The 20952-nt window shown below is 46.8% G+C and carries 26 protein-coding genes; 11 read left to right on the forward strand and 15 right to left on the reverse strand.

Annotated features, from left to right (window positions below):
* Positions 1 to 145 precede the first annotated feature (145 nt).
* Positions 146 to 523: a general stress protein gene (locus BBR47_RS31900; protein ID WP_016743484.1), complete on the forward strand. Its 378-nt coding sequence runs from the start codon at positions 146 to 148 to the stop codon at positions 521 to 523.
* A 68-nt stretch (positions 524 to 591) separates the two neighbouring features.
* Here BBR47_RS31900 and BBR47_RS16455 read toward each other — a convergent pair whose 3' ends face one another.
* From BBR47_RS16455 to BBR47_RS16490, 8 genes are all read right to left on the reverse strand, one after another.
* Entirely contained in the window at positions 592 to 891 is a 300-nt protein-coding gene (locus BBR47_RS16455; RefSeq protein ID WP_007718819.1) for a DUF1292 domain-containing protein, read from the reverse strand.
* Between the two features lie 139 nt (positions 892 to 1030).
* Positions 1031 to 1201 (reverse strand): hypothetical protein, encoded by a 171-nt coding sequence (locus BBR47_RS16460; protein WP_173362202.1) that lies wholly within the window; start codon positions 1199 to 1201, stop codon positions 1031 to 1033.
* 32 nt (positions 1202 to 1233) lie between these two features.
* On the reverse strand, positions 1234 to 2100 hold the full coding sequence (locus tag BBR47_RS16465; protein WP_015891557.1) for an ABC transporter permease: 867 nt from the start codon (positions 2098 to 2100) through the stop codon (positions 1234 to 1236).
* Positions 2097 to 3029 (reverse strand): ABC transporter ATP-binding protein, encoded by a 933-nt coding sequence (locus tag BBR47_RS16470; RefSeq protein ID WP_015891558.1) that lies wholly within the window; start codon positions 3027 to 3029, stop codon positions 2097 to 2099. The genes BBR47_RS16465 and BBR47_RS16470 overlap by 4 nt, the downstream gene beginning before the upstream one ends.
* The gene (locus BBR47_RS16475; protein ID WP_015891559.1) at positions 3023 to 5251 is read right to left on the reverse strand and encodes a hypothetical protein; all 2229 of its coding nucleotides are present in this window, start codon (positions 5249 to 5251) and stop codon (positions 3023 to 3025) included. The genes BBR47_RS16470 and BBR47_RS16475 overlap by 7 nt, the downstream gene beginning before the upstream one ends.
* Positions 5252 to 5265: 14 nt before the next feature.
* Positions 5266 to 6342 carry a TolB family protein gene (locus BBR47_RS16480; RefSeq protein WP_015891560.1) on the reverse strand — a complete coding sequence of 359 codons (1077 nt, stop codon included), beginning with the start codon at positions 6340 to 6342 and terminating at the stop codon, positions 5266 to 5268.
* Positions 6339 to 6893 (reverse strand): RNA polymerase sigma factor, encoded by a 555-nt coding sequence (locus tag BBR47_RS16485; RefSeq protein ID WP_015891561.1) that lies wholly within the window; start codon positions 6891 to 6893, stop codon positions 6339 to 6341. Before BBR47_RS16485 ends, BBR47_RS16480 begins: the two co-directional genes overlap by 4 nt.
* Before the next feature lie 137 nt (positions 6894 to 7030).
* Positions 7031 to 8188: a trans-sulfuration enzyme family protein gene (locus BBR47_RS16490; RefSeq protein ID WP_015891562.1), complete on the reverse strand. Its 1158-nt coding sequence runs from the start codon at positions 8186 to 8188 to the stop codon at positions 7031 to 7033.
* Positions 8189 to 8314: 126 nt separating this feature from the next.
* Here BBR47_RS16490 and BBR47_RS16495 point away from each other — a divergent pair, with 126 nt between their 5' ends.
* The 4 genes from BBR47_RS16495 to BBR47_RS16510 all read left to right on the forward strand — a co-directional run bounded on the left by BBR47_RS16495 (position 8315) and on the right by BBR47_RS16510 (position 11119).
* A complete protein-coding gene (locus BBR47_RS16495; protein WP_015891563.1) occupies positions 8315 to 9010 on the forward strand; it encodes a peptidylprolyl isomerase in 696 nt (231 codons plus the stop codon).
* A gap of 228 nt (positions 9011 to 9238) precedes the next feature.
* Positions 9239 to 9862, forward strand: a complete 624-nt coding sequence (locus BBR47_RS16500) for a cell wall hydrolase (protein WP_015891564.1) — start codon at positions 9239 to 9241, stop codon at positions 9860 to 9862.
* Between the two features lie 382 nt (positions 9863 to 10244).
* Positions 10245 to 10556 carry a YfhH family protein gene (locus BBR47_RS16505; protein ID WP_015891565.1) on the forward strand — a complete coding sequence of 104 codons (312 nt, stop codon included), beginning with the start codon at positions 10245 to 10247 and terminating at the stop codon, positions 10554 to 10556.
* 113 nt (positions 10557 to 10669) lie between these two features.
* Positions 10670 to 11119 (forward strand): DUF441 domain-containing protein, encoded by a 450-nt coding sequence (locus tag BBR47_RS16510; protein ID WP_015891566.1) that lies wholly within the window; start codon positions 10670 to 10672, stop codon positions 11117 to 11119.
* Here the strand turns inward: BBR47_RS16510 and BBR47_RS16515 are convergent, their stop codons facing one another.
* On the reverse strand, positions 11120 to 11428 hold the full coding sequence (locus BBR47_RS16515; RefSeq protein WP_231850489.1) for an iron-sulfur cluster biosynthesis family protein: 309 nt from the start codon (positions 11426 to 11428) through the stop codon (positions 11120 to 11122).
* A gap of 101 nt (positions 11429 to 11529) precedes the next feature.
* Between BBR47_RS16515 and BBR47_RS31270 the strand changes: the two genes are divergently transcribed.
* From BBR47_RS31270 to BBR47_RS16525, 3 genes are all read left to right on the forward strand, one after another.
* On the forward strand, positions 11530 to 11670 hold the full coding sequence (locus BBR47_RS31270; protein ID WP_016743472.1) for a hypothetical protein: 141 nt from the start codon (positions 11530 to 11532) through the stop codon (positions 11668 to 11670).
* A gap of 65 nt (positions 11671 to 11735) precedes the next feature.
* The gene (locus BBR47_RS16520; protein ID WP_015891569.1) at positions 11736 to 12791 is read left to right on the forward strand and encodes a DUF2515 family protein; all 1056 of its coding nucleotides are present in this window, start codon (positions 11736 to 11738) and stop codon (positions 12789 to 12791) included.
* Positions 12792 to 12812: 21 nt separating this feature from the next.
* Entirely contained in the window at positions 12813 to 13757 is a 945-nt protein-coding gene (locus tag BBR47_RS16525; protein WP_015891570.1) for a hypothetical protein, read from the forward strand.
* On the opposite strand, the gene BBR47_RS16530 is transcribed toward BBR47_RS16525, so the two are convergent.
* The 3 genes from BBR47_RS16530 to BBR47_RS16540 all read right to left on the reverse strand — a co-directional run bounded on the left by BBR47_RS16530 (position 13724) and on the right by BBR47_RS16540 (position 16444).
* On the reverse strand, positions 13724 to 14653 hold the full coding sequence (locus tag BBR47_RS16530) for a TIM barrel protein (protein ID WP_015891571.1): 930 nt from the start codon (positions 14651 to 14653) through the stop codon (positions 13724 to 13726). The genes BBR47_RS16525 and BBR47_RS16530 overlap by 34 nt on opposite strands.
* Positions 14654 to 14716: 63 nt before the next feature.
* Positions 14717 to 15313: a DUF1444 family protein gene (locus BBR47_RS16535; protein WP_015891572.1), complete on the reverse strand. Its 597-nt coding sequence runs from the start codon at positions 15311 to 15313 to the stop codon at positions 14717 to 14719.
* 15 nt (positions 15314 to 15328) lie between these two features.
* The gene (locus tag BBR47_RS16540) at positions 15329 to 16444 is read right to left on the reverse strand and encodes a DUF3900 domain-containing protein (protein WP_015891573.1); all 1116 of its coding nucleotides are present in this window, start codon (positions 16442 to 16444) and stop codon (positions 15329 to 15331) included.
* A gap of 110 nt (positions 16445 to 16554) precedes the next feature.
* Here BBR47_RS16540 and BBR47_RS16545 point away from each other — a divergent pair, with 110 nt between their 5' ends.
* The gene (locus BBR47_RS16545) at positions 16555 to 17397 is read left to right on the forward strand and encodes a serine/threonine protein kinase (protein WP_015891574.1); all 843 of its coding nucleotides are present in this window, start codon (positions 16555 to 16557) and stop codon (positions 17395 to 17397) included.
* 33 nt (positions 17398 to 17430) lie between these two features.
* Here the strand turns inward: BBR47_RS16545 and BBR47_RS31275 are convergent, their stop codons facing one another.
* From BBR47_RS31275 to BBR47_RS31280, 3 genes are all read right to left on the reverse strand, one after another.
* Positions 17431 to 17586 carry a hypothetical protein gene (locus tag BBR47_RS31275; protein WP_015891575.1) on the reverse strand — a complete coding sequence of 52 codons (156 nt, stop codon included), beginning with the start codon at positions 17584 to 17586 and terminating at the stop codon, positions 17431 to 17433.
* A gap of 36 nt (positions 17587 to 17622) precedes the next feature.
* On the reverse strand, positions 17623 to 18867 hold the full coding sequence (locus BBR47_RS16550) for a DEAD/DEAH box helicase (RefSeq protein ID WP_015891576.1): 1245 nt from the start codon (positions 18865 to 18867) through the stop codon (positions 17623 to 17625).
* Between the two features lie 150 nt (positions 18868 to 19017).
* Positions 19018 to 19161 (reverse strand): hypothetical protein, encoded by a 144-nt coding sequence (locus tag BBR47_RS31280; protein ID WP_015891577.1) that lies wholly within the window; start codon positions 19159 to 19161, stop codon positions 19018 to 19020.
* 134 nt (positions 19162 to 19295) lie between these two features.
* Here BBR47_RS31280 and BBR47_RS16555 point away from each other — a divergent pair, with 134 nt between their 5' ends.
* Positions 19296 to 20366 (forward strand): phosphodiester glycosidase family protein, encoded by a 1071-nt coding sequence (locus BBR47_RS16555; protein WP_015891578.1) that lies wholly within the window; start codon positions 19296 to 19298, stop codon positions 20364 to 20366.
* A 37-nt stretch (positions 20367 to 20403) separates the two neighbouring features.
* Entirely contained in the window at positions 20404 to 20919 is a 516-nt protein-coding gene (locus tag BBR47_RS16560; protein ID WP_015891579.1) for a DUF6886 family protein, read from the forward strand.
* Positions 20920 to 20952: the final 33 nt, after the last annotated feature.

Here is a 20952-nt window from a genome sequence, read left to right on the forward strand (position 1 = left end):
TCCTGCTACGATCAAGGAAAATATGTCAATGGGTTTCTTTCTTAGCGTTCACCGCCGTGCCTCAGGTATTTCCATTCATTCGCTCATAAGCTTTGGACATCCTAGTAAGGCATCGATTCCTGAGGCGAAAAAGGGGGGAATACTTTTGATCAGTGCTACCAAGCCGTTTGTCAAATTCCATAAGTATGATGCTGAGCTAGCTTCTGACGTTCATGCACTAAATTCTGCCGGATACAATAGTGATGATATCTGGGTTTTGAAATGGAATCCTGATAAAAATCACTCCAATCAACGAAACAATTTTTATAAATACAGCACCCATTTTGAAAGTGCCGTCGGTCACATTGACAGCATGGCGCATTTCTTTGACAATGGCGGTAAAGAACTCCGTACCCGTCTCGAAAAGCTAGGTCTTACGAAAGACGAATGCTCGGCATTGGTTCGGGAACTGCAAGATACCGACTATACATGCCTTCTCGTTGTACGAGACCTTAAGGATAACATTATTAAAATGAATGACTGATCGACCGCAAGAAAAAGCCACTGCTTGGTTTCTAACGCCAGCAGTGGCTTGTTTCATTCCTATCGGGATTACTTGTCTTCTTTAATCAGTTCGATGCCTTCCAGCACTTCGTTCAGCTTCGCGTAAACAGTGCTCTCCTCGTCCTCTTCCAAAGGTACCATTTCGCCGCCGTCCACTTGGAATACGAAGATATCTACTTCTTCATCTTCTTCGCTTTCTTCATCTTCCACAGCTTCAGCCAAGGCAATATATTCTTTACCGTTCAGGTCGAACATAGCCAATACTTCGAAATCCCCCAACGGTTCACCATTTTCATCGTCCAATGTAATGATATCGCCCAACTCGAGGTCTTTGTTCTCTTCTGTCAATGTGTTCACGTCCTTATGCTGATATTCGTACTCTGTTCCATCATACCGTTTTTTTCCGGGAGAAGCAAACAGGCGAATAACTCTGCGTCTTCCCTGTCCATGAAAAACAACCTACCACTTGAGGCAGGTTGTTAGCTGATTACTCACTATACTCTTCAAGAACACCTTTTTCAAGCAAAAATGCTTCTTCTGCCTGAAGAATCGTCACGATCGCTTCGCGTTTGACATACATGCCAGCAGATGCCAGACGGCTCTCAATCGCACGAAGCAGTTCTTCAAAATCAATGATCTGCACTTGTTGATCGCTCACAAAAAAAACCTCCCTTTTCCCACGCACCTTTTTCATTGTACACGAACAGGTCGTTTCTTCCAACTCCACCATTTTCGACGAATTGGTTTTAACAAATAAGCGCTCCAGATGACGAGCACAAAAGAAAGAACCACGTACACACATGAGAAAAACAACCACGGTGCAAAAGTGATGTCATCGGATTGATCGAACGACTCGCCTAAAATATCGAACAACACGATGATAGGGTTCATCCCTGCCAACATCTGTAGCTCATACATGCTCCAAACATTCGAATTGACGTACCGTTCCGGATGCGCCTGTTGCAAGGACTCACCGATAAAAAAGAACAGTAAGCCAGTACCTACCACAAAAAAGAAGGCAATGCCGTATGTGGTGACCGTCGAGATCGACGTTCGTTTAATCCAAGTAGAACAGAACAATCCCAGCGACCCGAGAAAAAACATATTCACCGCAAGAAAAAGGACAAGCTGGGCCATTTGTTCCGGGGAGACGCTTCCGTACAGCATCACGATACTGTACAAAGGCATCGAGGCAACCAACAGTAGCGTAGAGAACGCCAAAGACGTAATGAGCTTGCTCAAAATAATCGTGCGCGTCGACAATTGGGTCGTCAGCAAAATATGCAAGGTCTGGCGTTCTCTCTCCCCACTGATCGCTCCAGCAGTCAGGGCAGGTGCCACAAAGCAAACCATCGCGTAGTGTATCCCCGCAGATATCAGAAACAGATCCCGGTTATCCCCTAACGCTTCGGCCTTTAAGGGGTCCATGAGCAAAAAGCCCATCGGTATTCCCCCCATGACAAATAAGTAAATCGCTAAAATGAGCATGGTCTTTCTCGAGCGGAATCTTTCCCGCATTTCTTTTACCAAAAGAGGATTGAACAAGAAGTCGCTCACTCCATACCGACTCCTTCCGTAATCGCTAAGAAGACGTCTTCTAAATCTTTCTTGGAATCTCCATAGTAGACGACTGCGACTTGCTCATCCAGCAGTTCTTGAAGCAATTCAGCTTTTTGTTGCTCCGTCCCTTGAAAGTAGAAGCGAAAGCCTCCCATATAATCCATCAATTGATGCACATACGGAGAGCTCGCTAACAGAAGTCCCGCTTTGTCCAAATTCCGCAGGGCTCTTAGTTGCATACGACTTTGGCCTGTGTCCCGATTACTGACCTCGTGCACGGAGCCATACGCAATTAATCTGCCTTTTTCAATGACACCAATATCATCACACAGCTCGGCTAGCTCCGGCAAAACATGGGAGCTGATAATAATCGTCTTACCCATTTCGCGTAGTTGCTTCATAATTTCACGCAATTCGATACGAGCACGCGGATCCAGTCCTGACGCCGGTTCATCCAAAATCAGCACGGCCGGATCATGTACGAGACAACGCGCTAACCCTAGACGCTGTTGCATGCCTCGAGATAATGAGTCGACGAAAGCGTCTGCTTTGTGAGACAAATTCACTAGTTCTAAAAGATCACTTACAAGTGCCCGTCTTTTGGAGGCAGGAATTTTGTACGCTCCGGCATAAAACTCCAAATACTCCACCGCTGTCAAATTGTCATATACACCAAAAAAATCGGGCATGTATCCCACTGACTGGCGCACACTGGCAGGGTCTTTTCGTACATTGTAGCCACAGACAAATGCTTCCCCTTCACTCTGTTCCAGAAGGGTAGACAAGATGAGCATCGTGGTAGATTTTCCAGCGCCATTTGGACCAATAAAGCCAAACACCTTTCCTGGTTCGATGGAAAGGTTCAAATCCGTCAACGCTTGCAAATTGCCGTATCTCTTTCCTAAATGAACGGTTTCGATTACCATTTCCGCACCCCCTCTACCTGGAAAATTGGCTCTGGTAGAGCTAATCGTGACGTTCCATTATGGGAAAAACGAAGCAATAACGATTGATTTGGCGTTAACACTTGTTGGAGTTCTTTGTCGAGGACAAGTCTCGTCCCACGCTCAACAGGTATCCACCTACCACTCTTTTGGTGGAAGTATTCTATCCGGAAAGGCTTAAATGAACTGTGATTCAGTGGTACCGTAATTCGCTTCATATTGATCGCGGCTTTGTCTGCACGCAGCTCAAACGTAATGCTGCCCTTTCCAATCTGCCAAATGTATCCGGTACTATCGAAGTCCCCTGTCGTTTCATACACCTCTGCATCAAGCAAGCCATACGGAAAAGTCACGATGCCTTGTTCATTCGGCTGGAATTGAATTGGCTGCTGAATGACATTCCAGTAATGTGCTTGGTGAGGCACCTGCATTGTCATCAGAGGAAGAGGCTCTGTCGTTGTACCGATGATACTTACCTGATTTCCCTCTTCGTACTCAACGACTCTTTCCCTCATTTCTTTGATTCGCTCTTCCAACGTTTGCAATTCGTTTGATGCTTGTGGTTTTCTTGGCATAAACAGGGGCTCAAGCACACTGTCAATCTGTTTTTCTTCTCCCTTTTTCAAAGGACCAAGAGGAATTCGCTGAAAACCAATTTCAATATAAGTTTGATCGTAGGCAAACTCCGTATTGTTTTTCACGTGCCCTTGCACACGATTCTCATTGATTCGCAAGGAAGCATCAAAAGCCCCCATGTCGTGCTTTACCCCGATACCGATTGCCTGTTTCGGTGTCAAATAGGGTAGATTACGGAAAGAGAGAAGCTCCTCGCCATTCATTAGTCCCTCTGGTCGATAATCATTTCGTCCTACTGTCAAGGGCAGAGCAACGATCGAAGGTTCAAGCTGAACATCATAGTCGTTCTGATCCACCCCTAAAAACGTTGCGGCTGAGCGAACATGAGCCAAAGACTCATCTAATATATCGATCTTGGTTACGGCGTAGCTAGTACTCGTTTTCACAACAGCAGGCTTTCCAATCGCGAATATAGCGACGGTCAAGAAAATTCCTCCCAACGGGATGACTCCCCACGCCCATTCAGGTTTTCTCATTCTTCTTAGAATGAAGTATGTCAATGGTGCGAGTACAATTACGTATCCGCCCCATAACGCTACCATCCAGGTTGGCGGAGGAGTTTGCACTTCAGGAATCTTCTTGCTCAAGTCTAGAAAAGGCCGGGTCATTTGATCCATAAAAAGCTTCTCTTCAAAAATCTTCTTGGCGCCATGCTGGGTCATTGCATTCTGCCACAGTTGTGGATTGAATTGCCACGATGCCAACGGCTCTGCTGTCACATCATAGTTGACAAATAGTAGCAACCCTCTGCCGTATGGTTTTGACACAAATAAGGGCAAGTCACGGTTGTATACACCAATACTGCCTTTTGGCGCAACTTTTGCAATGTCATACTCACTTAGTGCTTGCTGCAGATCGATATTACCAGCTTTTCCGGCTTCCACAGGGAGAATATCAGCAAACCGCTGGATCATCCCATCTTGATTGGGACCTGCGGAAACAACTACGATCCCTCCCAGCTGGATCCACTCCTTGATCGCAGCCATCTGCTGATCATTTATTGTGGAGCCACTATAGCCTGCCAGCGCTAACATATCTATGTTTTCGTAAATCCATGATTGGTCAGGTAACATTTGTTCCGTAAGATTTTGTACGGACAAGGGACGATTCATTTTGGATTGAGACTGATTGACGGCAAGGAAATGAAACGCATTGCCCTCCTCGCTAATCACCCCAATTGTGCGTCCGTCTGTTGGATATGAGATACGCAGCTTTTCACTTTTGACAACTTGACCGTTTTGCGTAACCTGAACGTACCAATCATCAAGCAATATTTGGGTAGGCATATCAAAGTATACGGTTGTACTCTTTCCTTGCTCGAGCTTTATCGGACGCCGAAGTTTCAATTCATTATTTTTTTTGACTTGTCGCTGCGATAACTCTACAGATCCTGTGAAATCCTTTTCCTGGCTGGTTACCTTTACGTTTAGTCTCATCCATGATTCATATTTGACGATACCACTTAAGGGTATTTCGAATTGTATGTCTACGTTGCTCTCTGCCATAGCTGGGCGTATCGAAAAGCTAAGCCATGTGATGACAAAGATTAACACCCATTTCCATCTCATGCTTGTTCCTCCGCTCATTTTCGTGACGCCAAAGAGATAACCAGTTGTTGCAGTTGATCATGGCGTGAGATAAGCAGTAAGTGCTTACCTTTGTTTGCCCAGTTTCCTTTGATCAGCTCTTCCGAAGACTGGTTTCTCAATGGTAGCTCGCGTGTCACAAAAGGCTCTACACCCACGTTTACTTCCATCAGTGTTCCATCGGGGTGTGTATAGGTCAATCTCATATCGGAGCTCCACGATGCCCACTGTCCCACTGCAAGCGAGGTAACTTTCCCTGTTCGCATTTCCATCAGCTGTACTTCACCGGCTTTATTGAAGGCAAGCAAGCTTCCATCTGGTGACCATTCAGGCTGAGAGCCTTCTACAAGCTTCCACTCTTGGAACGAAACTGTGCTGCTCACCCAAATTTCATCGACGCCATTTTTCGAGCGGGTAAAGGCAAGCGAATCATCGTGTTCAGACCAGCTTGGTGAAGAATACAATACCCCTTCTTCTTCCTTCAGCAATCGGCTGCTTCCTATGCTGTAGCTTGTCGGCATCTCCACAATCCATATTCGCGATAATTTTTTATCTTGCTCGACGACAGCGATTTTCTTCCCGGAATTAGACCACGCAACCCCCGTGTATTTGCCTTCGGTTGGCGGCAATTTGATCGTGACTGGCTTTAGTTCCGCGTCGATTGGAATGGTTTTCAGCTCTGTATTGTTATGGATATACGCGAGCTGTGTGGCTTTGCTATCAATATCAACAAGCTCCACGGCCGCTTGTGCTGGCAGCGTAAGTACTTCATGCTCTCGAACGGCAAGAGAGGAATTGTTCCACCACACAAATCCACCTATGGCAAGGATGAGAGCAGCAGCAGCGATTCCGCTCCAAACCAACTTCCCAAACTTTTTAGGAGCGGCATTTGGGGCCTTTGTCTGTTTGGCTTCGAGATCTCTCATTTTCTGGAGCAATTGTTTTTTCAGGTCTGATTTCAGCTGATAATTGACTGGAACCGATCCGCGCATCTGCTTCAAATGGGCTAGGAGCTGGGTTACGGTCTGATCATCCGATTGATTATCCTGGGGGTGCTTCTCCTCTTCTCTCATTCGGAGTCCCCCCTCTCATACATCTTCTGAAGTTTTTGTAATCCGCGATAAGAAATCATTTTGATACTCGATTCTGTTTTGCCGAGCACCTCAGCTACCTGACTGATTTTGAGATCAGCAAAGTACCGGAGCATCAACACGTCTCGTTGATCCTGAGACAACAAATCCAGACGATCACGAAGCAGACGAATCTCTTCATTCGTCAGCGCCTGTCGTTCCGGCTGCCATGTGTCGTCCGGCTCTGCTCCTAGAAAATCCTCCTGGTCAACCGGAAACTCCCTGTTTTTCCGCATAAAATCTACATATGTATTGTGAGCAATACGAAAAATCCACGATGCGAAAGGACTTGTTCTGCTATATTGCTCGAATTTTTCTAGCGCTTTTAAAAAGACCACGGTGGTCAAATCATCGGCATCCCACGTACTTTGAACCCGGCAGCGTAAATACCGGTTGACGCGATCAAAATATTCGTCATATAGTTCCGTAAATGGACGAGATTCATAATAATCTCCGGATGATGGCCCCGATGGTTGCTTCATAGCCATTCCCATTTGCGTTTTCCTCGGTTTCTTCCAGACTGAAGCATGTTCTCAGAATGGACTTTCTCCACTGCATTCTGAGACTACTCTAACTAAGTAATACGTATTTCTTAGGAAGAAAGTTTCATAATGTGGCAAAGTTTTTTGAATTATTTCCCTAATGCGGCATCTAATGCTATCTGAATGTCTTGAACAGCCTCGATTCCGACCGATAACCGTACCAGTCCCATCGTGATTCCCGTTTCCTTGCGCTGCTCTTCAGAAAAAGCACGGTGAGACGTCGTAACTGGATGAGATACACTCGTCTCCACACCTGCCAGAGACGGAGCCAGCTTGATCCAGTCAAGTGCCCGGTAAAAATCGTAAATCTTTGTCTCGTCTGCCAGAGCAAAGGATATCATTGCCCCCTGTTTTTGCCTTGAAAAAAAGAAGGTCTCCGTAGGACTTGGGTAATACACCCGTGCAACTGCAGGATGATCACGAAGAAACGCAGCAATCTGACTGGCATTATCGCATTGACGCTCCATTCTCACTGCCAGTGTTTTCAAACCCCGCGATGTCAACCAAGCCTCAAAAGGACTGAGGGACGCACCGTAGTTGACTACGATCTCGGTAGCACGCTTGATTATCGCCTGTGATCCAACCAAAACACCTGACGTCACATCGCTATGTCCACCTATGTATTTGGTTCCACTGTGCACGACAAGATCTGCTCCGAATGAAACGGGTTGTACCAAATACGGGGTCGCAAACGTATTATCCACCATGACGGTTAAGCCAAGTCTTTTTGCTTCCTTGATCCAGTATGGCAAATCTACAACAGTCAATAGCGGATTGGTGATACTCTCCACGAAAAACAGCCGCGTGGTCGGGCGAACATGATCAGCAAGCTTTGTCGTTTGCCCAAGCTGAATGCATCCAAGCTCGATTCCAAACCGCGACAGCTCCTTATGCAGTAGAGCATAGGTACCCCCATAAATTTCATGGGATGCCAGAACGTGATCGCCAGGGGAAAGAACGGCAAGTAAACCCGCCATGATCGCTCCCATACCGGAGGCAGCACTGACACCTGCCTCGGCGCCTTCTAAAGCTGCGATTGCATGAGCTAGCTCAGCCTGGTTGGGATTTCCATTTCGGGTGTACAAGTATTCACCTTCGCCGACGTAGTATTGTTCTACTTCTTCCAAGCCTTCGAAGGCAAAAACAGAGGTTTGATAAATCGGTGTCGTTTTGCTCTTTACTCCCTGCAAAGGGTCATGTCCGATATGTACCGTTTTGGTCTCAAATCGCTCTGCCACATTGATCACCCTTTTCTCCCAATCATACCACGCGAGATTGGAAAGGAAACTAGCGGATTGGCAAATGCTCGACGATTTGTGTTATAATTCGAAACCGAACCACCCAACGATATGATACAAAGGAAGGTGCATAAGATGAGAAAAATGATGACAACTCTGTTCACATGTCTGACGGCAATCGCCTTGGTTACGGGTTGTTCTACAGGAAGCAATCAAGCCGCTCCTAATCAACCGACTACGCCAGCAGAGAAACCAGCATCCAAAGAGCCAGCTAACCCACCGGGTCCAACCGGAGAGAAGAAATACGAGAAGGCTCCGGCTATGCAGATTGACAAAGCAAAAGATTATCAAGCAAAAATATCTACTTCCATGGGAGACATTACAATCGATCTGTTTGAAAAAGATGCCCCCATTGCTGTCAACAACTTTGTCTTCCTCGCAAAGGACAAGTTCTATGACGGCATCAAGTTCCACCGCGTGATCAAAGACTTCATGATTCAAACAGGCGATCCATTGGGATCTGGCATGGGTGGTCCAGGTTACACGTTTGAAGACGAATTGAAAAATGGTCATAAATATGAACCAGGCGTGGTTGCCATGGCGAATTCCGGTAAAAACACGAATGGTAGCCAATTCTTCATTGGTTCTGGACCTGACGTGACAGGATTGGACAACTCTCCGAACTACACGATTTTCGGAAAAGTCACGGGTGGCATGGATGTTGTTCAAAAAATTGCCGGAACAAAAGTAAAGAAAAACCCACAAACGGGTGAACCAAGTGTTCCAGAGCAAACGATTACTATTAAATCCATTGCAATTACAGAAAAATAAGAGCAGCCTAAAGCTGCACACGAAAGCCACTTTCTCAACGGGAAAGTGGCTTTTTTATCGAGGAAACATCTGGTTCATGAAAACATTTTCACATTAAATGCTGTTTTGTAAATAGTGCTATGGTGCCATTTCCCTCTTGAACCACTCCAGTAAGACCGATAGACTTGCAAAAGACCTGATTCGCTTCCGCAATCAAAACGCAAAAAGCGAAAAGGAGTGGTTCACACCATGTTGTCACGAGAAGCGCCAACGCGCTTTTTCTTCTTTTTGAACAGTTTTGGATTGATGCTGTTATGCTTATTTGTAACACCGACAAGTGCAATGGCACCACAACCGGTACCAATCCTCCCTGTTCTCGATAGTACAACGTCGCCATCGGAACAAGTTTCAAAGAAGGAAAAGAAACCAACCCTATCTGCTACAGCAGTAAAACGCGAGTCTGTACAGGTTAGTCGTGATAGTCGCCCCAGAGTGGTTCGCAATGGAAAAGTGAAAGTTTCGGAGAGGGATATGGAACTGCTCGCCCGGTTAGTTTATGCGGAAGGCCGGGGAGAACCGTATGAAGGACAGGTAGCGATTGCTGCCGTTGTATTGAATCGGGTTGCTTCAGATGATTTTCCAAATACGGTACGGGAGGTTATTTATGCTCCCAATGCGTTTTCGCCTGTCCATGACGGCAATTTGACACATAAATTGAATGAAAGTACGAGAAAAGCGGTCCAGGACGCAATGAATGGAAAGGATCCGAGCAACGGTTCCCTGTACTTCTTTAATCCGGATACAGCTAAATCCAAGTGGATTTGGTCACGTCCTGTAACGGTTGAGATCGGTAACCATCGTTTTGCTCGTTAACGCGTTACTCACAAAAAAAGATTTAATAATACTTTATTTTTATTTAATTGATGTTTTACTTTTGCTTGCTATGTTGTACGTGTAAGCACTTTTTCAACGCATTGAGAAAAAGTTCGATTATCTTCTTTGGATGACTTTTTAACGTAAGCATGTTTAGATCGATCATTCAATCTGAGTATGCCTACGCTAATAGCTTTGATTGATTGACTGTTTTGGGTGAGAGCAAACCAGTCATAGAACAATCAGTCGTTCTTTTTCTCAATCGCCCCCAATAATTAGGCATTCCCAACTGGGAGTGCCCCTTTTTTATTTTCAAACCCGTATACAGACATAACACCTTGTCTTTTGCTACAATATACCTGTATGGAAAGGGGGCAGTTCGTTGCGTTTGTACAGTCAAATGACACTCGCAGAGCTCCAGGAGGAAATGGAGCGCCTGCACGTAGAAGCGAAAGAGAAAAAGAAGCTTGGGGATCACTCACAGCTTGCGATCATTACACAAAAGTACTTTATGGCGAAATCGTACTATTTAGGAACAAGTGAGTTCCGAATCGGCAGCAAATACAGCGTGCCTGATTACGATCAGCCGTTTACAATCGATTATTTCAACGGCGTCTTTGCTTGGGGACGTTTCCCTGATTCAGACGAGCAAACAGGTTTTCCAGTAGGAATGCTGGAACTATGGTTCGACTAGAAAAAAGAGATCGGCACTCGCACACTTGTGCATGCCGATCTCTTTTTTCTTGCCCGGGCACATGCCGCAGCAGATGGATATACTAAGAAAAACGAAAGGGAGCCAACCCGCATATGGACTGGATTTCTATCATCCTTTTGGTACTACTTGCGCTCGGTGTTATTGGTAACAACGCAACCGTATCCATTGCCGTTGCGATTCTTCTCTTAATGAGGCTCCTGTCATTGGAACGATATTTTCCTCTACTCGAGCAGCATGGATTACAGCTCGGGATCATTATACTGACGATTGGCATCATGACACCGCTGGCAAGCGGCAAAATTAATCCTTCGTCTTTCTTGGAGATTTTCACAAATTGGCATTCGCTGCTGGCCGTCGCCGTCGGTATGTTTGTGGCCTACCTGGCGGGAAAAGGAACGGTCTTGATGTCCCAAAATCCATTGATCGTTACTGGCCTCTTGCTAGGTACAATCGCTGGTGTCACTTTTTTCCGAGGTGTTGCAGTCGGTCCTTTAATTGCAGCAGGGATTCTCGCCTTTATCTTGCAATTTCTCCCGAAGTGATTAGCTCCAGCGCTCTTTTAGCTGAAGACCATAGGCCAAAATTTGTTGTGGCGTAACCATGCGGAAGCCTTGCTGTGCACGATAATCAATCGTAAGCAGATCAGATCCGATATAGGCGATCGTTTCGCGATCTATCAGAAACGTCAAAGAATCGACCTGGTAGACTTCATCCTCGGGACCTTGGCTATCCCACCACAACGTATACTCTACATTCATCCCGCAGCCACCGACTAGCTCACCGTTGATCCGAATGGGCTTATCTGTACTTGCCATACGTTCTTCGGCCTCTTTTGTCACTTTTACTATCATGTTTGATGCCACCCTTCTCATGATTTTCCAGCATGCTGAATGCATCATCTCTTTCATGATAGCATACAATGCTTGAAAGGCAGCAGAAAGGACGATCATCTATGAACATCTACGAACAAGATGGGATTTTTGTCGCGGAAACGGAGTTCCAATCGGAGCTCGTTGTCATTTTTGCGAATACGTGGGAGGAAGCCAAGGAAAAACTACTCGTTCGGCTTCTCGTACTAGAAATGATTGGTTGAATAAAAAGCGGGTCGCCCAGTGGACCTGCTTTTTTCCATGTAAAAAAACAAGGAGCTACCCATACATGACAGATACGACCGTAACGGAAATTTCCGAGCAGCACCTGGTTGCTCACATCAGACAAGCAACGACCAAAGCCAATCGTAACAATGTCACCCGCACACAAGCATACCTCGCCTTTTATCTCGAGCACCAAGAGGTTCACTGGGCGTTATTGGCCCATCTGGTCTCACGAAATGGCGGGTGGAACATGACCGATTTAAAAGGAGAATGGCTACCGCTTATTATGGACGCACAAGCAATTGAGCCGTTTTTTTGGTTTTTGGAAAGATCTAACTGGCTGATTTTTCACGATGCCTATCCGCAATTGCTTCTGTATGCGGAGATGAAACGAACGGGGACAGATTTAACAAAGCTTTTGGCACCACTTGGTGTTTCAGTCTTTATGCAATCGTATTGGCAAGAGTTCCTCGCAACCAAAGACAGCGCGCGCCTTACACATGCTCTCATCGTCAATGAACAGCAATATATCGAGCAACGTGTCGTACAGAAGCCGTTTACACTAAATCGCATTTTCAGTTCGTTTGCATTCGTTGCTCAATCTGCTCTCTCGATGAATCAAGTGCTCATTCCCTATAAAGCGCATTCTACTGATCGCCGGCTTAGTTTGATCGGGTTACATGTTCATCATTTTCCCGACATCAGAAACCGCATTCAGATCGGAAAAACGTTGTATCAGCAATTGTTTGGGGATTCTTTTCGCTTCGAAAAAATGGCCTCCTACTGCTCTCGTATTCCTCATACTGGCTCCCGAGCAGATTATTGGCCGCATTTGTTCACCCCTCATCATACTCCTTCTACCAAAGAAGATGCTTATCAACTACGCTTGGATGGACATGAGTTGCTAGAAGGAAGCCCGAAGATATACAGCCCCCGTCTTCAAGATGCATGGGCTGACTATGGACACGATCCGGCAGATGGGGTAGATTGGTTTCGAGATGAAAAATGGCACAAGGTCGTGAATGAACCCGCTTCACTGCCTTCCATCGACAGTGATTCTTATGTGCGTTCGCTGCAATGGATCGAATACGGAGTCAAACTCGTCTCAGCAATCATGTAGCTTGGAGAGGAGGTCAGCCTCATGGAAAAATGGATGCAAGAAATGGCGTTGAATCAAACAAGTTTTTTGCTATCCTGCCAATTGCCGAGTGGTACCTTTCGCCTTGGCCCCCAACGTGACCAAATCAATCCGTACTTTACTAACCTCGGAATTGTTTCCCTCATCCGTATGAAGGAGGTAGAGGCTGTTCGCGGTCATCTCGATTGGTATTTGCAAAACCTGAATGCGGACGGCTATATCAATGATTTTCGTCTTGAACAGGACAGAGAAATCGATACCGGCACAAATGATAGCGAAGATAGCTACCACACCACCTATTTTAGCCTGCTAGCAGAATGGATACGAGCAACGGGGCATACGGACTGGCTGCATTCCAACCACGCTACACTCTTGTCCCTTCTCCGAGCAGTTGCCCGCCTTCAACAGAAGGACGGTCTGACCTGGGCGAAGCGTTCGTATCGGGTCAAATATTTGATGGACAATTGCGAGGTGGCCAAAGGACTGGCAGATGCTTCGTATTTATTTTCGTTGATCGGAGATGTGGAGGCTGCCGAGGAAGCGGCTTCACGTGCGAGGGCCTGTGAGCTCGGCATCCGTGGAATGTACAGTCGGATTCGCAAGTCGTATGCCATGTATGATCGTACGTATCCCGGCTGGCGAAAATGGTACCCGGACGTCACTTCCCAAGCGTTTCCCATTGTCTACAGCATGACAGATGCCAATACGGCTTCGCTACTCTACCAAAGGATCACAGACGCTTTCCCGCACTTTGATACGTTTCAGACTGGTGATTTATACCCTTGGATGACGATGGGGGTATGCGCGCAGTTGATGGGTGATAAAACACGGGTGAGGACCATGCTCGTGACCGCTACAGATTTGTACATACACGGTCTGAGGTACCCGTACTGGCTGCTTCAAGATTCCGGACGCTATATCGAGTTACTACTTGAAGTGGATTCATGAGGTTCAGATAGGAGGTCCTTTACCCAACGATAGCAACGCTCGAGCTGTTCTTCTGTAACTTGGTCGGAACGATGCTCGAACATGATCTTTACGTGTGGGTTTTCCTTCCGGATGATTGTCAGGTAGTCCTCAATCGGTGCCCACCCTTCTTCTGGTTTCCATTCAGGAAGAACGGGAAAGTGAACGAATTCTACCCCACTCGCGGTCACCTTCATACTCTTCAAATGAATGCTAAACGCATATTTCGTATACGTTTGGATGACCTGACGCGCATCGAAACACGGGTCGATTTTTTCTTGCAGGAATAATCGACCCATATCGAGACAGAGCTTGATCGTTGGATATTTCTGCAGCAAGTCCTCTAAAAATTTTGTCCCATACACATATCGGTTGAGTGCATCGAATTCAAGGACTGGTGTGAAGTGAAACTCCTTGCCTTTCTCAGCTAACCACGCAAACACCTGCTCACTACGTGATTGAAACTCTGCTTCTGTGTAGACTTGCTCCCAAACAAAGTCTCGCGAATCATGAAAACGCCAAACATTCCAGTCGACGCGCTCATCCAAAATGACAGGCTTCGGATAGTGGAATAAGACATAGGTTGGCGAAAGGAATGCCATATACGCCAGTTCCCTCTCTATCCTTTGAAACGCCTCTGCTCTCGTCTGATCATGAGCATCCATGAATAAAGCATCCCGCAGCTTGGATTGACATGCACGCAGCGGAAAATGAACACCAACAGCAAATCCTTTTGCTTGTGATTCGCGCTGCAAAATTCGGATATCCTCCTCCGACTCAAATAAGCATGCCTCTATTCCGTAAAAGCCCTCTTTAAAATCTCGTGCGTATTTTGCCTGATCAAAACCTCCGTATTGACCAATCATGAAATTTTTCATTCGAGGGTTTCCTCCGATTTTCCACCGTATAGCAAACGCGGGAAGTCTATCCCCGCGCTTGCTCTACTTTCTTTCAATTTTCGTACCCGAGTCGTGCGTCACCACAAGAAATGGGATCAATTCCCCTTCCTCCCAATAAAAAGGCAAGACAGAAATCGGCACTTGCCCTTTGGATGCAAAATCATAAGTAAGTCGAGCTAACAGATGGGCTCCAGCTTCTCCTGCCATATCCGCCACAATCAGCACATCCTGATGCGGAATCGCGACTCCAAGCGAGTCTCCTTGCTTTTTCTGATCCATCTCCGCCAGAAATGAATCCAGCAAAATTCGGCTTGCCGCATAGCCGTCTGTCGGACTAATAAAATGGATGTGCTGGCCCCCTACCTCTTGTGACTTCACTGAAAAGGGGAGCTTTCGCAAGTTTTCCATTGCGTATGCATGAAGCTGCTCGCTCGTCCAGCCTGCTTCCTGCAACATCGGCTTCTCAATCAATGCGTAGCCTTCCCCTTGATCTAGCGCGTACAGGACGTACGTATCTGCTGTATGTTCCTTCACAACCCAACGCTCCGGGTACTTGTTGATCATCGAGGCATGGCGCAAAACCGGATAAATGTTAGGCTCTTGACCGATTACTTTCAGTTGTCGATCCAATTTACTCACTCCCTTCCTCGTTTATTACCAAGGTGGATTATCGTCGTCCTCCGTTGGCGTGCTCATTGGGGTATACGCTACGTTTTGGCTTCGCTCTTCGATTTCTTTCACGATATCCGTCAATGCCTTTGGCTTTAAAAACTCAACAGGGGACATGCCACGCTCGAACTGTAGCTGCTCGCCTTCTAACAATACCAAATAACGCCCGTTTACTTTCGCGATATGCAGGTTGGTACCGTAATCGGCCAATAATGTGCGGATCTGCATATGATCCAGCTTGAACTTCAGCTCGACCTCTGGTTGGCGATCTGTAATGATTTGCATCGCTTCCATCACAGTCTCATGCTCCCATTTTTCTGCGAGCTCCCGCTTCGGACTTGCGGCAATGAGTTCGATGGCTTCCTCTTCCCTTACCCGTTCTTCCGACTCTTCGGGATACGTATATTCAATGTGCTGTCTTGCCAATGAAATGACTTCTTCAGAGACGATCTGCGTCATCGTTTGCGGATACTCGATAAAACGCAGAAACTCCTCGAAATACCGTGCGTGGGAGAACTGATGAATTTTCACGTGATAAGGATCATTCATTCCCGATTCGATCATATACGGATACATCAGCGATTTCATGTTTTTGGCGTTAATCGCCATGCGCACATTCGATATGAGGCTCTTCTCGTCTGTGATGACTGCTGTTTTTTGTTCGAAATCGCATTTTAAAATAAAGACATAGCGCTCATCAATCAGATCGAGCCTCGTCCGGACCACAATCATGACCCCGCCTCTCACCTGAGAGGTTCGTAAATATGACTGAATCAACTCCTGGCAGGGCTCCTTGCTCTCCCCTGGTGTCTCCGCTGCCAACAATCGATTCAAGAGGGCATAGTTAGGGTTCGAGTCCAATGGATGTCCAGGTTCCAGCACAAATTGACCCAGTTTTGTCGGCGTGCCTTCTGTCTTCGGATTCATCTCGACTTTTCTTTTCGCAATCCGGGCGAATTCCCCATCGAGAAAATCTTTCAGTTCGCTTTTCTGATATTCATCATGGCCCAAATAGCGCGTCATCCGCACTTGTTTTATGCCATCCTCTTCTTCAGGTTGTTCCATCAGATAAAAGGATAACCAATCAATTGTAAAATTCATACCCTTCGCTCCTGTCTGCATGTAACGAACTGATTATAGCAAACCTATTGAAAAAAAGGTCAGCTTTTTCAAATCATGATAAGATGAAGGGAGGAGGGGAAAATCAGACAATGTGGACTCGTATGAAGTCATGGTGGAACGAAATAATACGCGATAAACCATATCGGCCCGGCCACCTGGCAGGACACTATGAAATAACAAAAGTACTGGGGATGGGGAGCTACGGGATCGCATATCTCGCAACGCACAACCCTACAGGTAATCAGGTTGTGCTGAAGCAAGTGAAACCCAGCCTGCGTCACACACCAAAAGGAGAAGCCATGCAGGCGTATGAAAAAAAGGTGCTGATGTCCCTCTCGCATCCGCAATTCCCTCGCTGTCTGGATTCCTTTACTTACCGGCAAGACTCGTTTATAGTCATGACTTATCTAGCAGGCCCGACACTCGAAGACATGTTGTTTGATCAAAACATCGTGGCTGATGAGCAAAAATGCGCCCAATGGATCCGCCAAATCGGGGAGCTCGTGGCCTACCTCCATATGCAAAATGTGATTCACCGCGACGTACGGATTCCCAACGTCATCTGGAAAGGGGACAAGCCGTACTTGATTGATTTTGGCCTCGCCAGGTTCGTTGGTGATCGACCGACATACACGGCTGATACCTTGTCCGCCTACCCGTCTGAAAAACAATTGAAGCGTGAAGTCGCTCCTTCCAGTGATTTGTACGCATTGGGACATTTCTTTTTATTTTTGCTCTATTCCGGATACGAATCGGAACCAGACGCACCAGAAAAAAGCTGGGAAGAGGAGCTTTCTTTATCTCCTCCGATTCGCACGATGATTCGGCGTTTGTTACAAATGGACGCCCCTTATGAGAGCGTTCAGGACTGGCTAGAAGAGCTAGATCGCTATTTGATCCACTCCCATAAAAAAAGAGCAGGGCATCCGTAGACCTCACGGATTCTCCCTGCTCTTCTTCGTCCTTCATTCGGCAATCGGTTCTTGTCTCGCCTGTTCCATCTTTTCCTTCAGTTCCCCTGCTTCCTGGCGCAGCACTTGTCGTTCGTGTTTCGTCAGAACTTCTCCACCAACTGTGCCGTTTACCAGCAAATCCTCTTCATATAACCGATCTTTGCGCATGGAAACCTCCTGCAGACAAGTTGTGTGCTTCTTGTCCTACTTTGTTCCAAAGCTGCCCTTCTTATGTGCACGATTTTGATTCCGCTTGGCAGGGCTCGCATTTTTAGCTGGAGCTCCTGGCTTTTGTGCTGGCGCGGGCTTTCGTACAGGACGCGGATCTTCCAGCGCTCCGTGGGTCATGAATTTTTCAGCGATAGGCAAGCCTGTTTGCTTGGAAAATTTTTGGATGATGAACTGTTCCTGTGGCGTAACGATCGAAAATACCAGTCCGGCACGCCCCATTCGCCCAGTTCGACCACTGCGATGAATGTACGTATCCGCATCCGATGCAGGATCATAATGCACAATACATTCCACACCTGGAATATCAATGCCACGTGCCGATACATCTGTCGTAATCAACACGGGGAATACTCCGTCCCGGAATTGTTGCAGGGTGCGGGCACGCTCTTCTTTCGTAGCATCACGGTGCAAGAGTCTGCACGGCAAATTGTGGTAATTGAGCTTCGATACAATCTCGTCCACTTTTTCGATTTGGTTGACAAAAACAATGGAGGAGCGAACATTGACGAGGCGCAGTAAACGACGGAGCGTATCCACCTTTTTGCGTGGATCGGTGACCAAATACATGTGTGCTACTCCTGCGGCCCCTTCTGGTGCCGCTGCACGAATAACGGCAGCGTCTTTTGTAAAAATCTCAGCCGTATGTACGACTTCCTCTGCGATTGTCGCTGAGAATAACAGTCGTTGCGTATCACGCAGTGTTTTTTTCATAACCTCTTGGACTGGCTTGCCAAAGCCTGCATCCAGCATACGGTCTGCCTCGTCGACAACAACTGTCTTCACTTCATGGACCTTTAGCTTGCGCTGCTCAATCAGCTCCAACAGTCTTCCTGGTGTTGCTACGATCAATACAGGCTTCTTTTTCAGTTTCTCGATTTGGCGTTTCACATCGACACCGCCAATAATAGACATCACAGCCGTGTCCTTCCCTGGCAGAAGGCTTTCTGCTTCCCGCGCAATCTGAACAACGAGCTCATGCGTCGGTGCAAGTACAATGGCCTGTACATCTTTTTGCTCCATATTGACTTTCGATAAAATCGGCAATAGATAAGCAAACGTCTTGCCTGTCCCTGTCGGTGACTCAACCAAGGCATCTCGACCAGCCATAATCAACGGAATGGCTTCACTCTGTACCGGTGTCGGTGTTTCCATTTTTCGCTCTCGCAATATAGTCAACAGCGGTGCGCTAATTTGTAAATCTGCAAACGTGGTGCTCACAAAAACCCTCCTGGCATAAAGTCGTGCATTGGGTAAGCTTACCACACTTTGCAGGTAGAATACAGAGGTAAGCCAGTCCTCGTGAGTCAAGGTCCTTTTCGAGATAAAAAAACAGGCGAAATCCGCATTGGACTTCGCCTGACCTTCCTTCTACCCGTTATTGGAATCGAAACGGGTTTCCTGCTTCTCACCCTGGTCTTGACGGTCCCGGCTGGTGGTTTGGTTACGTGTCCCTTTTGGACTTTCCATGTACTCCTCTACTTCCTTTTGAAACTCCGCATCATAGTCACGCACACCTATCACCCCCTACTCTTATTTTGACCAGGCTGATCACATATTATTTTCCTGAAACCTTTTTCCCGGTCATGCGTCTCTTCATATAGGAATGATAACTCTAGTACAATTTGTTAGATGGATGTGAATCATGAATGGAGACGTTGTCTCGGACTCGCTCACGCAAGCGAGCCAACCGCAAAAGACCATGGCGTTGGATTAAGAAATGGATGCTTGGCATAGCCTTAACCTTTACAACCTTGGCTCTACTGGGAATTATTTTTTTATTTGGAACGAAAAACGGCGTAGAATTACGCGAGTGGGCGGCAGGTACTTTGCTGACAACCCAGCACGATTACTGGGCTCCTTATACATTTTTACCCGATGAAAAACTGAAAGAACTTAAGCAGCAAATTACACATCCCACTGTTATCAATTCTGAGGATACAGGCTCAGCCACGACAGGACCTGCTATTCCGCCGAGATCGAATCTGGTAACCGTCACACTTCCAGAGAAACCAAAAGAACTAATCGAGGTCGAGGATATTGACGTCTCGAAAGGCAGTTATTACTTTAAAGGAAAAATCATGTACATTAGCGACCCGAGCAGAGTACGGCTCGTCGTCACGAATCGCAAGGACCGTGGAGATTTGCTCGATGAGTTTGTAAACAAAACAGGAGCCATCGGGATCGTCAATGCGAGTGGATTCGCCGACCCAGACGGCTACGGCAAAGGAGCACGAGCTTACGGCGTCGTCATCCACGAAGGAAAGATTTTGCAGGGCTACAACCCGAGAAGCGGAGAAACTGCGTTAGGGCTTACCTATGACGGTAAACTGATTACAGGCAGCTACTCGGCTGAACAACTCGTGAAGATGGGCGTGCGTGACGCTGTGAGCTTCCGTCCGCAGTTAATTGTAAACGGGAAAAATATGTTTGAAGGAAAGCCTGCCAAGAGCTGGGGTATTCAGCCGCGTACCGCGATTGGACAAAAAGAAGATGGGACAATTGTATTTGCAGTCATTGACGGTCGCCAACCCGGGCATTCCATCGGGGCGAGCATGAACGACATGGCGGAGCTATTGGCTGAGCGAGGTGTTGTTACGGCAATGGCTATGGACGGAGGTTCCAGCTCCATGATGCTGCACAATGGTGAGGCCATCACGAAGACGTCTTCTCCCTATCATCGAGGCCGCTATTTGCCAAATGCGTGGGCAGTTTTTTAGAAAACGGCGGGGTTGATTTTGAGGAGGTTACAAATTCTTGGACAAATTGTTTCACTATAGTGAAGACCCGGCCATTACGATTTTTCAGCCTCGCGCACATCCCTCTCACCCCACACTTGCTCCGGCTGTATGGGCGATTGATGCAGAACGAGCTCCGATGTATTATTTACCGCGGGATTGCCCGAGGATTTGCTTCTACAAAAAAGCAAATTCTGAGCCAGCAGACGTCGAGCGCTTTCTTGGCTTGACGAGCGCCAAAATGGTTATTGCGATCGAAAGCAAATGGTATCCCGCGCTTACACAAACAACGCTGTATGAATATACCTTCTCTCCAGAATCTTTTTATAGCTGGGACGAAGGTGCAGGCTACTATTTGTCAGAGGAAACTGTTTCGCCACTAGACGTAAGGCCATTAGATGACCTTGTACACTGTCTTAGCCGATCGGATATTGAATTGCGAATCACCCCTTCGCTGATGCCGCTCCGAGATTCATTGCTACAAAGCAGTCTGCACTTTTCCATGATCCGTATGCGGAATGCGTCGCTCACATAAAAAAAACAGGCAGTCTCACCCAATGATGGCTGC

It is taken from the genome of Brevibacillus brevis NBRC 100599, assembly GCF_000010165.1.
GTDB classification, from domain to species: Bacteria; Bacillota; Bacilli; order Brevibacillales; family Brevibacillaceae; genus Brevibacillus; species Brevibacillus brevis_D.